The sequence below is a fragment of the Carboxylicivirga agarovorans genome, from assembly GCF_050589845.1.
Lineage (GTDB): Bacteria > Bacteroidota > Bacteroidia > Bacteroidales > Marinilabiliaceae > Carboxylicivirga > Carboxylicivirga agarovorans.
The window spans coordinates 131,664-145,098 of the sequence record NZ_JBNGPA010000016.1; the positions used below are offsets into that span (position 1 = coordinate 131,664).

General features: G+C 39.4%; 9 protein-coding genes and 1 tRNA gene. 8 read left to right on the plus strand and 2 right to left on the minus strand.

The window, feature by feature from the left end; translation table 11 throughout:
* The first annotated feature begins 195 nt into the window (after positions 1–195).
* The 3 genes from ACRD69_RS15775 to menB are packed head-to-tail and all read left to right on the plus strand — an operon-like array spanning position 196 to position 3,798.
* On the plus strand, positions 196–1,275 hold the full coding sequence (locus tag ACRD69_RS15775) for an isochorismate synthase (RefSeq protein WP_430816077.1): 1,080 nt from the start codon (positions 196–198) through the stop codon (positions 1,273–1,275).
* Positions 1,276–1,288: 13 nt separating this feature from the next.
* Positions 1,289–2,980 carry a 2-succinyl-5-enolpyruvyl-6-hydroxy-3-cyclohexene-1-carboxylic-acid synthase gene (gene menD / locus ACRD69_RS15780; RefSeq protein WP_430816078.1) on the plus strand — a complete coding sequence of 564 codons (1,692 nt, stop codon included), beginning with the start codon at positions 1,289–1,291 and terminating at the stop codon, positions 2,978–2,980.
* Positions 2,977–3,798 (plus strand): 1,4-dihydroxy-2-naphthoyl-CoA synthase, encoded by an 822-nt coding sequence (gene menB, locus ACRD69_RS15785; protein ID WP_430816079.1) that lies wholly within the window; start codon positions 2,977–2,979, stop codon positions 3,796–3,798. Before menD ends, menB begins: the two co-directional genes overlap by 4 nt.
* A 797-nt stretch (positions 3,799–4,595) precedes the next feature.
* On the opposite strand, the gene ACRD69_RS15790 is transcribed toward menB, so the two are convergent.
* The gene (locus tag ACRD69_RS15790; protein WP_430816080.1) at positions 4,596–5,234 is read right to left on the minus strand and encodes a LysE family translocator; all 639 of its coding nucleotides are present in this window, start codon (positions 5,232–5,234) and stop codon (positions 4,596–4,598) included.
* Between the two features lie 528 nt (positions 5,235–5,762).
* Between ACRD69_RS15790 and ACRD69_RS15795 the strand changes: the two genes are divergently transcribed.
* Complete coding sequence (locus ACRD69_RS15795) at positions 5,763–8,012, plus strand: inorganic phosphate transporter (RefSeq protein WP_430816081.1); 2,250 nt, start codon at positions 5,763–5,765, stop codon at positions 8,010–8,012.
* A gap of 318 nt (positions 8,013–8,330) precedes the next feature.
* On the opposite strand, the gene ACRD69_RS15800 is transcribed toward ACRD69_RS15795, so the two are convergent.
* Positions 8,331–9,260: a bile acid:sodium symporter family protein gene (locus tag ACRD69_RS15800; protein WP_430816082.1), complete on the minus strand. Its 930-nt coding sequence runs from the start codon at positions 9,258–9,260 to the stop codon at positions 8,331–8,333.
* Between the two features lie 179 nt (positions 9,261–9,439).
* Here ACRD69_RS15800 and ACRD69_RS15805 point away from each other — a divergent pair, with 179 nt between their 5' ends.
* From ACRD69_RS15805 to ACRD69_RS15820, 4 genes are all read left to right on the plus strand, one after another.
* On the plus strand, positions 9,440–10,144 hold the full coding sequence (locus tag ACRD69_RS15805; RefSeq protein WP_430816083.1) for an SAM-dependent methyltransferase: 705 nt from the start codon (positions 9,440–9,442) through the stop codon (positions 10,142–10,144).
* A gap of 391 nt (positions 10,145–10,535) precedes the next feature.
* Positions 10,536–11,186 carry a BamJ family beta-barrel-assembly machinery protein gene (gene bamJ, locus ACRD69_RS15810; protein ID WP_430816084.1) on the plus strand — a complete coding sequence of 217 codons (651 nt, stop codon included), beginning with the start codon at positions 10,536–10,538 and terminating at the stop codon, positions 11,184–11,186.
* Positions 11,187–11,627: 441 nt separating this feature from the next.
* Positions 11,628–11,712, plus strand: a tRNA-Ser gene (locus ACRD69_RS15815).
* A 308-nt stretch (positions 11,713–12,020) separates the two neighbouring features.
* The gene (locus tag ACRD69_RS15820) at positions 12,021–13,235 is read left to right on the plus strand and encodes a site-specific integrase (protein WP_430816085.1); all 1,215 of its coding nucleotides are present in this window, start codon (positions 12,021–12,023) and stop codon (positions 13,233–13,235) included.
* Positions 13,236–13,435: the final 200 nt, after the last annotated feature.

Below are 13,435 nucleotides of genomic sequence, written 5' to 3' on the forward strand. Positions count from 1 at the left end.
AGTTAAATATATGTTTGAAAGACACTCTTCACCTAATGAAACAGTTTAAGAACCGTGTTGGTTGACTGCCATAATGACATACTCATTATTAATATCTTAGTCTGAATAGTGTTTTTACTTAAATACAAAAATGTGACCATTTATTTTAATTGGAGCCTATTTACTATCTTTGGGAGCTACAATTAAGTCTGGGATTTGAAAAAAGAACTCAAACAAGCTATTAATCAAAGGGATTTTGATTCAGTTGTGTTATATCGTTTACCGCATAAAACCGATAAGCACATACTATTAGGTAATAGCGAGAAAATATATAACGGGATTAATGTTCATCATTGCATGGACGATGGTTTTGTATTTGAACCTTTTGACAATTTAAAATCGCATGGTTTATTCATTGACAGCAGTTATTCAACAAGCTACAATGAACTTGACAAGCCTGACAAAGAGCTGCTTTCAGATCTTTTCATAGTCAATGGTGATGAGGCTACTTCCAATGAAGATAATTTTGACTCCTACCAGCAAAATTTTGAAAAGATGCACCGGGCCATTGTGGAAGGAGAATTGAATAAGGTAATTTTGTCACGTATTCAAAGCGGACCGGCCATTCATAAAGAACAAATTATTGATCTGTTTGAATTACTGGCCAAAAAATACCAACACGCTTTTGTCTACGTCGTCAGTTCACCCGCTTCAGGCACATGGATAGGTGCAGGCCCTGAATTATTATTGCGTAAGCAAAAAGATAAACTGTCCACAGTATCTTTAGCAGGTACTATTCCCAATAAACCTGGTGCAAGATGGACTGCCAAGGAGATTGATGAACAGCAACTGGTGACCAACTACATTGAAGAAACACTTATTCAGCATCAGGCAGTTAATATCGAATACTCTGAACCGGCATCGATCAATGCCGGACAAGTCAAGCATTTGTGCACCACCTTTAATTTTGAATTGAAGCAGACGAACGGCAATCAGATTGGTCTATTATACGAATTACACCCAACTCCCGCCATTTGTGGTATGCCAAAAGAAAAAGCCTATCAGCTGATATTAGATACCGAAAAACACAACCGCAGGTTTTACTCAGGATTTCTTGGTCCGGTAACAGGTGGTAATTTTGAGTTTTACGTCAACATCAGGTGCCTGCAGGTGTATCCGTCAAAAACAGTCCTGTATCTTGGCGGTGGTCTGACAAAAGGAAGTCATGCAGAAAGTGAATGGCAGGAAACACAGCTAAAAGCACAAACCCTATTGTCTGTTCTAAAAAATATTTAACCTTTGCAAACTTATGAATAAAGCAGTTTCTGATAAAAAAGTTGTAAAAAGCTTAATCGATATATGCATTTCTGAAGACCTGCGTCAGGTGGTGATCTCACCTGGTTCAAGAAATGCTCCACTTACATTAACTTTTAACGCACACGAGGAGTTTGAATGTTTTAGTATTGTAGATGAGCGCAGTGCAGGTTTTTTTGCACTGGGTCTGGCACAGCAAACAGGCCGACCTGTTGCATTGGTTTGTACCAGTGGTTCTGCCCTTCTTAACTATGCACCAGCTATCTCTGAAGCCTATTATCAAAACATTCCATTGGTTGTTATCAGTGCCGACCGACCTATGGAATGGATTGACCAGGCCGATGGACAAACAATCAGACAAAACGGCACGCTGGATAATATTGTCAAATACAGCTGTCAGTTGCCGACTTCAAAAAATGCCAGCTCCTGGTACGTTAACCGACTGGTGAGTGAAGCATTTTATCATTGCCGCCATAAACAGCCCGGACCGGTTCATATTAATGTACCCCTGGCCGAACCTTTATATGGCAAGACGGTGCACCCTGAAGAAAAGCAACGACAAATAAAACAGATTACATCCTGCAGTTCAATAAGTAAGGATGCCATAGAGCAACTGTGCGAAGAGTGGAATAATACTGACAAAATACTCATAGTCGCCGGCATGCAGCAACCCAACACCCAACTACAGGAAGTGCTTAAGAGCCTCTCTGAGATGGAACAGGTTGTTGTGCTCAGTGAAACAACATCGAATGTAAAAGGCGAGAATATTATCACAGGAATTGACAAAGTGGTTTCGACCATTACCGAAGAGGAAGTTCACTTTTTCAAACCTTCACTACTGATAACATTTGATGGGGCCATAGTATCCAAAATGATTAAAACGTTCCTGCGTAATTACCGGGCTAAATCTCACTGGCATATTAGCCTGGCCAATCGTCATATGGATACTTACCAGCAGTTAACAACATCAATTGAAGCTCAACCTCTGGAGTTCTTCAAGCAACTAATGCCGGGTATTAATACGGTTAAAAGCCGTTTTAAAACCACCTGGATGAATCGTGCCGAACGCTCGGAAAAACACCATGAAGAGTACCTGAATAAGGATGGCTGGAATGATTTAAAAGCATTTTCGCACATATCAACACAATTACCGCAAAACTGGCAGGTTCAATGGGGAAACAGTTCAGCCATTCGCTATGCCCAGTTGTTTAAGGAGTTTTACAATCAAAATGCGTATTGTAACAGGGGCACAAGCGGAATAGACGGCAGTGTAAGTACAGCCGTTGGTGCGAGCTACGCCAGTCAGCAGCCCACCTTGCTTGTTGTGGGAGACCTGTCGTTTATGTACGACAGTAATGGATTATGGAATAATTACCTTCCTTCCAATTTGCGCATCATCGTCATTAACAATGGTGGAGGTGGCATTTTCCGCTTTATTCCCGGTCCTTCAGACTCTGAAGAACTGGAGACTTATTTTGAGGCATCGCATCAACTAAACGTTCAGCCATTGGCCGAAATGTATCAACTCGGCTACTTATATGCCAATGATGAGAAATCAATGAACGAAAGTTTGTCACAATTGTTTGCACATAGTGAAAGACCAATAATATTGGAAGTAAAAACACCCGCTAAAGAAAATGCCGGTGTACTTAAATCTTATTTTAAACGCTTAAAAGAAGAATTATGAGTCAACGTAACTGGACTTCTGTAAAAGAGTACGAAGATATTAAGTTTGAATACTTTGAACGAATTGCCAAGATCACAATTAACCGACCTCGTGTTTACAATGCGTTTCGACCTAAAACCGTTACCGAGCTAATTGATGCCTTTGACATTTGTCGCGAAAGACAAGATGTTGGTGTCATCGTATTAACCGGTGAAGGCGATAAGGCATTTTGTTCAGGTGGTGATCAGAATGTTAAAGGCCACGGTGGTTATATTGATGAGGGAGGCGTGCCCCGACTGAATGTATTGGATTTACACAAGCGCATCCGCTCTATGCCTAAGCCTGTTGTTGCCATGGTAAATGGTTATGCCATTGGTGGCGGTCATGTTTTACATGTAGTTTGTGATTTAACAATTGCATCAGACAATGCTATTTTTGGTCAGAGTGGTCCTAAAGTAGGTAGTTTCGATGGTGGATTTGGCTCATCGTATTTAGCTCGCCACGTCGGTCAGAAGAAAGCTCGTGAAATATGGTTCTTATGCAAGCAGTATTCAGCCAAAGAAGCTGAAGATATGGGCTTGGTCAACACTGTTGTTCCTTTGGAAGAGCTGGAAGAAACAACCATCGAATGGTGTAAGACAATGCTTCAGCGCAGCCCAATGGCACTTCGTATGATCAAACGCGGACTAAATGCCGAATTGGATGGTCAGACAGGTATCATGGAAATGGCCGGTGATGCTACTTTAATGTTCTACCTGATGGAAGAAGCACAGGAAGGACGTAATGCTTTCCTTGAGAAACGAGATCCGGATTTTCATCAATTCCCTAAATTCCCCTGATGCGGGAGTACTGGAATAGTTGATCAGACAATATAAGACAGGCACAGTTCATTGGGAGCTGTGCTTTTTTTATACCCTGGTATTGAGGGACCATGCTCCACATTTGAAGCTAAACTTTAACTTTTATCATAGTAGAAATTTTATTGGGCTAAAATAAAGCCGATAGATGTCCGGCACTTATTTGATTAGTTCTCTAGAATCCTGCATCAAGTTCACGAAAGCTCTTCGGTAATTATTGCCATTTGCTGTTACTCGTCTTCGGGACCGCTTCGTATCTTGTTCGGTAGCTGTTCGGTATTTCTTCGGTAATTCTTCGGCTACGCGCGTAAGCGAAGAATTACCGAAGAAATACCGAACAAGACCCGATTATAGCCCGAAAAAGGCTCGATTAAGGGTCAAACAGGCAAAAAAATGGTGTTTTCATGCAGTTTTTAGGCGTTTTGTGGGAAAAAGAGCGATTTCTCTAACGTACTTTGAGTTAAGTCATTAAACATAAGCAGTCCATAAAGGCACTTAAACAGCAGAATATGTGACAGTTGTGATTTTTCCCAAATTACAATGCATGCACTGTCATTGCAAAACGCCTTTGATCGCTGTATGTTTGTTGGAAATTGAAAACAAACCCCAAATACCAGGATCATGAACTTCAGGAGCTTAAAGGAAATAGTGTTATTGACAACTGGTTATCATATCAGGTGCAGAGAAGCTGTTGGCCCGGCTAAGGATAAAAGCGTGCCAATTCATCGAATGGCACCAGAAGAAGCATTGTGTTTTATTTCCAAAAGTGAACCTGGCTGTTAAAACAGATACTCTTTACTTATCCAGATAGTAAAGGCTAAAACTACAAGAACAATAATGGTGCTGCCTGCTATTTTATTGATCCAGAATAAGCGACGCAGGTTAATTTTTGAACGGAAGAGGTTAACCAGTGAACTTAGTATCAACCACCATGATGCGGCTCCTGCAAACACCCCTCCTATCAGTAATAAATTATCAATACCCGTATTTTCTGATCCAACCACCCGAAAGCCGGCAAAGAATGCCATAAATAAAAATACGGCTAGAGGATTAGCGATGGTCAGTGCAAATGTTGAGAAAAAGTCCTGAATCAAACTGGTACTTTTCTTCTTTTGCCGCCTGAGCTGAATAGCGGGGTTAGTGGTAAATATTTTTAATCCGAGAGCGATCAGTATCAAGGCTCCAAATATCTGAATCCAAAGAAGTTGCGACTCAATAAAACCTACAATAAATGATAAACTGAATCCGGCGATGATGGCATATATGGTATCTGATAATGCCGCGCCCAAACCAGAGACAAACCCTGATAAATGACCTTTATTAAGCGTTCGCTGAATAACCAGCACACCAATAGGTCCTAAAGGTATAGAAGCTGAAATTCCAATTATAACTCCGTCAATTATATTTCCAATACTCATCAAATGCCTTTTTGTAGCAGCACTGCTGCACTTATCTTATCATGTAACAACAAACACAAGAAAGTCAGCTTACCTTCTAAATTTATCGCAAAGTCAGGCAAAATTATAAAAACCTTTTTTAATACGACATCCATTGAATGGATAATAATGAAGAATTATGAATAATATAATCAGTTAATAATTTAATGACCTGACAACTTGTGAACTAATCAATATAAGTTAGGCAATTTACCGGTGGATAAAAATCATAAATATTAGAAAATTCTGTCCCTTGAGTTAAAAATTAAGCCTGACAAGCCGATATTGCAAAAACCGGATTCACATTAAGCGGTCAAAAGAATGGCCCATTTACCCCTAACTATCAAAAAGATACATTTTCTTATAAATCATTTGTATGACGTTTAAGAAAAATTTAACTTGTTGCGAATTAACACAAATTTAACATTCGCTTAAGATTAAATCAATGCCATAGTTCGGTTGAGTAGCTATGTTTGCCTCGCGAAAAAGAACAACAAATAACATTTTCTGATGGAAAACATTTATTTCATTCTGGTCATTGTCTTATTTGCTTTGGCCATTTCTGACCTGATTGTAGGTGTGAGTAATGATGCTGTGAACTTTCTTAACTCAGCAATCGGCGCTAAAGCAGCACCTTACAAGTACATTATGATTGTAGCCGCTCTGGGTATTTTGTTTGGAGCTACCTTTTCGAGCGGTATGATGGAAGTTGCCCGAAAGGGAATTTTCAATCCGCAGTATTTCATCTTTTCTGAAATCATGATCATCTTCCTGGCCGTGATGATAACAGATGTGATTCTGCTTGACGTATTTAATACATTTGGAATGCCCACATCAACCACGGTATCCATTGTATTTGAAATACTTGGTGCGGCTGTAGCTGTTGCACTTATCAAAGTATCGAACAACCCTGACATTGCCTTAAGCGAGTATATCAATACCGCAAAAGCATTAGCCATTATCTCAGGAATTCTGCTTTCTGTGGTGATATCTTTCAGTGTGGGTGCATTGGTTCAATACATTACACGTTTAATATTCTCATTTGATTACGATAAGCGCTTAAATTATTTTGGCGCTATATGGGGAGGTATCGCTATTACAGCTATTACCTACTTTATTTTGGTAAAAGGTGCCAAGGGAGCTTCATTTATGGACCCTGACACCAAGGACTGGATCAAGAACAACGGTCTTACTATCATTGCCATCAGTATGGCGGGATGGACAATTCTTTTACAGTTCCTAAAGCTTGTATTTAAGGTTGATATCCTGAAAATCATTGTATTAGCCGGTACATTTGCCCTTGCTATGGCCTTTGCCGGTAACGACCTTGTGAACTTTATCGGTGTGCCTCTGGCCGGATTTGAGTCATTTAAGATCTTTACTGCCAGCGGAGATGCAGGCACGAGCATGGAGGCGTTAGCAGGTAAAGTATCCACCCCTACTTATATGTTAATTATTGCCGGTGCTGTTATGGTGGTGACCTTGTGGACATCAAAGAAAGCAAAGGCGGTTGTAAAAACCTCATTGGATCTTAGCCGTCAGCAAGAAGGTGATGAGCGTTTTGGTTCTTCATACTTTGCACGTTCAATCGTTCGTGTATCAATCAATGCATCTAACGCTGTAAGTGCTGTTTTGCCCAAATCGGTAAACAATGCCATCAACCGTCAATTTGATTCTGCCAATTATGAAGAAAGAAGACGTCAGCTTGGCTCTGAAGCTCCTGTTTTTGATATGCTTCGCGCTTCTGTTAACCTTGTAGTTGCCAGTATCCTGATCTCCATTGCAACAAACATGAAACTGCCTTTATCAACAACATACGTAACCTTTATGGTGGCAATGGGTAGTTCATTGGCTGACCGCGCCTGGGGACGCGAAAGTGCTGTATACCGTATTACAGGAGTACTATCGGTAATTGGTGGATGGTTCTTCACTGCACTATCTGCATTTACAGTGGCATTTGTAATGGCGCTTCTGATCAGCACACTGGGTCTTTGGTTTGTGGCTGTACTGGTTGCTATTGCTGTTTACGTGGTATTCCGTACGCACATTATCCATAAGAAAAGCAAGCAGGAAGAAACTGAGATCGAAGACTTTGAAATAGAAGAAGTAAACGGTGAAATATTAGCTGAAAAAGTACTTGAGAAGTGTAAGTACAGTGTAACAGACATCCTTAAGAAAGTGTCTCAGATCTACGCTCAGGCTATTCACGATTTCGAAGCTGAAGACAGAAGAAGCCTTAAGGAAATTACCAAAGAGGTTAAATCAATCAATAAGAAAGCCAAAAAACTAAAAGGAAACGTTTATCCTACAGTTAAGAAGCTTCAGGAACAGTCAATCGATTCAAGCCTGTATTACATTCAGGTTGTTGATTACCTGCGTGAAGTAGCTCACTGTTTATCGTATGTTACTGATCCTGCTTTCGAACACATTGACAACAACCACAAAGTGTTTACTCCAGAGCAGTTTGAAGAACTAAACGGCGTCAGAGTGGATGTTCAGGACTTTATGGCTAAAGCGATCAAGATTATCACAACCGGTGATTATGGTTCATTGGATGAGTTGATCGAACAACAGCAAAGCATTTTTGCCAGTATGCGCGAAAATCGTAAGAAACAATTGAAGCGTATTAAGAATGAAAAAGCCGGAACGAAAGTAAGTTTACTATACTTAAACACCTTACATGAGACGCAGAATTTAATGCTGCACCTTGTGAACTTAGTTAAGGCTCAAAGAGATTTCGTAGACTATCAATCGAAATAAGAATAAGAGTTGAAAGAAAGAAGCCCCGTGGCTTCTTTCTTTTTTTGTACCTGTATATTTTAGTTTATGTAGTAACAACAAGCGTTGTTCGCCATTAAGTTTTAAAGTCGCTGATTAAGACACCTGAGAAGCTTAATTTTAAAAGAAGCACTAAAAGTGACACTACCCCTCTCACCACATGGTTTAATGATTTAAAAAGCATGTAATTGGACCGGAAGAGGTGTGTCAGACACGATAAATAATACAATCGGGAAACGCTGCTTCAGTTCAGAAGTAGAAATTTAACTTGAAAAGGTGAACTACCTTTAGCCGTCGGAATTAATTTTTCTGACGGCTTTTTTCTTTCAACTCCATTCTGAACGATAAGAAAAGAAGGTACAATAATACGAATATTGCCAGGCCAGCTGTAGGAATAGCAGCCTTTTGACCAAATAAGGTAATGGCTGTTACCACGGCAAAACCCGAGCTCTTGATAGTCAGCAACAAGTTCTCAGACATTGCCTTGACCTCATTTCGCTTTAAAACTTTACACATTTTCTCATAGGCCAAACCCAGTACAAAATGTGTCAAAAACAAAATCAGGGCAATCTTAATTAAAATACCCGGTTCACTAAAAAACACTTTTCTGTTCAGTCCTACGGCAATAAAGATAAGCAAGGCAAATCCCCAGTCAACCACCTTACCCCTTAGTTTGTCAACCAGTTTAAAAGGTAGTGGCAATAATAAGATCCTGGAAATTATCAATGGAATAACTATGGTTTTAACCATTAGCATAAAAAGCCCAAATGATTCAATACCATCATTACCTGTTATCCATCCTACTATGAATGGTGTAACAAAAACAGTACATAAAAAGGCACCCAGTACCCCCTTTATTGAATATTCAACATCGCCCTTCAATATGTAGGAGAAAGGAATTATTGCCACTCCGGGAGGTGTGGTGGCAATGACCACAAAACCGTAAAACAGTTCTTTATCATCAATGATAAACCAGGCCAGACCAATCATTACAATGGCATAAAGCACATAGTTCAACAGAATACCTGTCATCATGGGTTTTACCAGTGAACGAAGCGGGTATAAACTGGAGGTGCGAATATTAGTCATTGAAAAGGTCATGACAACGGCCAGAATCCAGGTTGTATAGGATTTAATATAAACAGCCCAATCACCGAGTGCCAGACCTACCACAACAGCCAGCACTAAAACAAAGTTACGATTTCGTACTAAATTGAGAATATATTGCATATTAATACTCTAAAAACATTAATCTTATTGATGAAGGGCAAACTTACAAATTTTATTTAGAACTATTCTACATTAATAATGTGATATATTCCACTTGCATTGCTTTGTTCCAATTATGTACTTTTGCCCCAAGCTTTAAAATAAGAACGTAAAAGAATACATCAGCAAATATCATATACATGAAAGGCAAGCTATATTTAATTCCCAATACTTTAGGCGAAAGCCCCATTGAGCGTAACCTTCCGGCAGAAACCATTGAAATCATCCGATCAATCAAACACTTTGTGGTTGAAAATGTCCGCTCGGCCCGCCGCTTCCTTAAAAAGGTGGATAAAGCCATTGAGATTGACGATCTTACTTTTTATGTACTTGATAAACATACGAATCCCAATGACATACCCGGATTTTTAAAACCCTGCCACGATGGCAATAAACTCGGTTTATTATCAGAGGCCGGATGTCCCGGTGTGGCCGATCCCGGTGCCGATGTTGTGAAGCTGGCGCATGAAAAAAAGATACAGACCATTCCTTTGGTAGGCCCCTCCTCTATCCTGTTATCGGTGATGGCATCGGGTTTAAACGGACAGAGCTTTGCTTTTAACGGATATATTCCCCTCAAGAAAGGCGAGGTAGGTAAACATATCAAACACCTGGAAGATCGTTCAATCAGGGAGAAGCAGACCCAATTATTTATTGAGGCGCCTTATCGTAACATGAAGGTATTACAGGAGATACTATCGGCCTGTCGTCCTCAAACCCGCCTGTGCATCGCCTGCGATATTACCCTGGAAACTGAATTCATACAAACTAAAACCATCGCGCAGTGGAAAAGTAAGTTACCGGAGATCAATAAGCGACCGGCTATCTTTCTGATTCTTGGTTAAAGGAGAATTGGATTCCATTATGTAGAGCCTATTCTAACAGGGCAGTCCGAGGTTGTCCATGGATAAAGCGCAGGAATGTTTGAATAAGGACTATAGCAATTCATTCTGTTTAAATTATTAAGGATAATCAATTCTTACATACTCCAAAGTACAAAAGGGACATAACACGATTAAAATCACTCCAATTGCAACTATTAATTAAATTGTACTCAATATTAATTATCAGCGGATTGTGCAAGGATTAAATTACCAACTCCGGGCTGTGGTCAAGCTCCCATTCATCCAATTTGCAACTATAGATGAAGGATAGCCCAACTTTTGTATGTAAATCGCTATTTATCCAACTATTTAAATACCTTTGGGGCTATAATAATAAAAGGAAAACAATCGAATGAAACATTTATTTCTGAAAATTGCCGGTTCAAGCTTTGCTATTGCAACAATAGTATTGGCTCAGTCATGTACAACACCAACTGGTCCTGCCAAGTTAAGTAACCAGGCTGATAGCATCAGCTACAGCTACGGGGTGATGATGGCACGTGAGCTTCAAAATGAAAAAGGCTTAAATCCGGAATTAATCGCTGCCGGAATCAAAGAAGCCATGAGCGAAAATGGTCAGCTGACACTGGAAGAAGCCGGTCAGGCTATTGCCATGGGTAAAGCTCAGGTTGGCATTGACTTTTTAGCTGAAAATGCCAAAAAAGAAGGTGTTTTAACTACTGAAAGTGGCCTTCAGTATAAGGTAATGGAAGAAGGAACCGGAGCATCTCCTGCTGCAACAGACCTGGTAACAGTACATTATAAAGGTTCATTGATTAATGGTGAGGTATTTGACAGCTCAGAAGGTAGCGAACCTATTTCATTCCCATTAAACAGGGTTATTCCAGGATGGACTGAAGGTTTACAGTTAATGAAAGAAGGTGGTAAAACCATCTTTTATATTCCTTATGAGTTGGCTTATGGTGAGCGTGGTGCCGGTCAGGTAATCCCTCCCTATTCAGCTCTTATATTTGAGGTTGAATTAATTAAAGTTGGCGAGTAAGTTTTAACTTTTATCATATAGAAAGAGGCTTTTCATTATTGGAAAGCCTTTTTTTATGTATTCACCTGTCTCTCTCCTGCGCCGGCTCAGACGGGAAACCAGACAATGCACTTCCATAACTATCGTTTTGAGTGGTGAATGGTGAAAGAATATACTAATTACAGACTAAGCCGAAAATAGCCCTAAGCTAAGCCAGATACTAACAAACACTCCACTATAAGCGCCATTCAAGTGTTCTCACTAAAATTATTTTATTTTTTTTCGATCATTATCAACCTAGTTATTAAAAAGATAGAATTGGGCTTAAAATGGTACGCTAATTTTTATCTAAAAATAGTTTTGCAGTTTAAAAATTTACCCTACTTTTGCAACCGTTATCGAAAGAGATAAACACTGAAACACCAGAGACCACAAGGGTTTCAGACAAAATATAAAAGTATTGGAGAGATGGCAGAGTGGTCGAATGCGGCGGTCTTGAAAACCGTTGTACCGCGAGGTACCGGGGGTTCGAATCCCTCTCTCTCCGCATTGCAATTATCAAATTGTATCAAAAGACTGTAAATCAAACGATTTACGGTCTTTTTTATTTTTACACAGACCATAAATACCCAAACAAACACGTTTGATACGGGAGCTCACCAGTGTACAATCCATACTCCTCCACTGTTCACCAATAACCTCATAACAAATTGGATCAAAACACATTAAAATAAATAATGCATAAATTTACACTTGACGTTATTACGGTGTTTTTGTAAATTGAGTGAACACTTTTAGGTATTTCAACCTTCTTGCATTTACCAAAGTGTACTAAACCGTTCTAAAACGCCTGCTATGAATACTTTTTCTGTTCTAAAAGTTAGTTTCCTGATTCGGAAGAACAGGACTAACAAACATGGTGAAGCACCGATATACATGCGTATTTTCATTGACCAAGGACGGGCTGAGATTGCAACAGGCCGATATATTAACCCTAAAAACTGGAATGGTAAAATAAATAAGGCTTTTCCTAAAAAGAAAGGGGCAGCACAAATCAATCAATTCCTGGATGTATTAAAGAATGGCATTTTTGACCACCACACTGCGATGGTGAAGAAAGGTGAGCATATTACTGCCAAAACATTAAAAAATAGGTTTCTTGGCATCGAAGAAGACAAACGTACACTATTGGAAGTCTTTGAATATCACAACAGGCAGATATCAGAATTATCAGGGATTTCTTACTCGCCTGCGACGATACAGCGCTATGTAACTACCCTGGAACATATCAAGAAATTTATCAATCAACAATACAGGCTGGATGATATCCCACTTAACCAACTCAAGTTTTCATTTATAACAGATCTGGAACACTACTTTAGAACAACTCGCAAATGCAATAACAATACAACCTATAAATACATCAAGAATTTTAAAAAGGTAATTAATATCGCCATCCGCAATGAATGGATGGAAAAAGATCCTTTTGCCAAATATAAAGCTTCGCTAGTTGAAGTCAAGCGGGAGTTTCTTAGCAAGGATGAGTTGCATCAGCTCGAAGACCTTAAAATAAATATATCCCGTTTAGACACAGTTCGTGATATTTTTATCTTCTCCTGCTATTCTGGCCTAGCTTATATTGATGTGGCCAACTTGACGATGGACAATATCCGAAAAGGGATTGACGGTAATCTTTGGATAATCACTCAACGTCAGAAAACCAAAGTACCATCAAATGTTCCATTACTGCCCAAGGCAATTGAAATAATAGATAAGTACAAGTTCTACCCGGCTAAGAAAACCGAAGAGCATATTCTACCAAACCTCAGCAACCAAAAGCTTAACGCTTACCTTAAAGAGCTGGCAGACCTGGCATCTATTAATAAAAACCTCACTTTTCACACCGCCAGGCATACCTTTGCTACTACTGTTACTTTGGCTAATGGTGTTCCAATAGAATCCATCAGCTCTATGTTAGGACATAAAAACATTCGTACAACCCAGATTTATTCGAAAGTAATTAACGAGAAAGTTAGCCGTGACATGAATGAATTGCGAAAGAGATTATAATTATATCTTTTCATCCATATTTTTTATAGACCAACGGGATGCCCCCTAAAGGGTTTTGGTCGCACCAAAACATTGTAGGTCTTCAGCTTAATTTGGACAGATTGGTATAAAAGTTAAGAGATGAATTCTTAATTTATCAACCAATAAAAGTTCAATAATGAAACAGAAGAAGCAAAGTGCCGAATCAAAGATTAAGGAGA

What these genes read in the sequence shown, in the direction of transcription:
- menD (WP_430816078.1), top strand. Translation starts at nt 1,289, where the DNA reads ATGAATAAAGCAGTTTCTGATAAAAAAGTTGTAAAAAGCTTAATCGAT.
- menB (WP_430816079.1), top strand. Translation starts at nt 2,977, where the DNA reads ATGAGTCAACGTAACTGGACTTCTGTAAAAGAGTACGAAGATATTAAG.
- ACRD69_RS15790 (WP_430816080.1), bottom strand. Translation starts at nt 5,234, where the DNA reads ATGAGTATTGGAAATATAATTGACGGAGTTATAATTGGAATTTCAGCT.
- ACRD69_RS15795 (WP_430816081.1), top strand. Translation starts at nt 5,763, where the DNA reads ATGGAAAACATTTATTTCATTCTGGTCATTGTCTTATTTGCTTTGGCC.
- ACRD69_RS15800 (WP_430816082.1), bottom strand. Translation starts at nt 9,260, where the DNA reads ATGCAATATATTCTCAATTTAGTACGAAATCGTAACTTTGTTTTAGTG.
- ACRD69_RS15805 (WP_430816083.1), top strand. Translation starts at nt 9,440, where the DNA reads ATGAAAGGCAAGCTATATTTAATTCCCAATACTTTAGGCGAAAGCCCC.
- bamJ (WP_430816084.1), top strand. Translation starts at nt 10,536, where the DNA reads ATGAAACATTTATTTCTGAAAATTGCCGGTTCAAGCTTTGCTATTGCA.
- ACRD69_RS15820 (WP_430816085.1), top strand. Translation starts at nt 12,021, where the DNA reads ATGAATACTTTTTCTGTTCTAAAAGTTAGTTTCCTGATTCGGAAGAAC.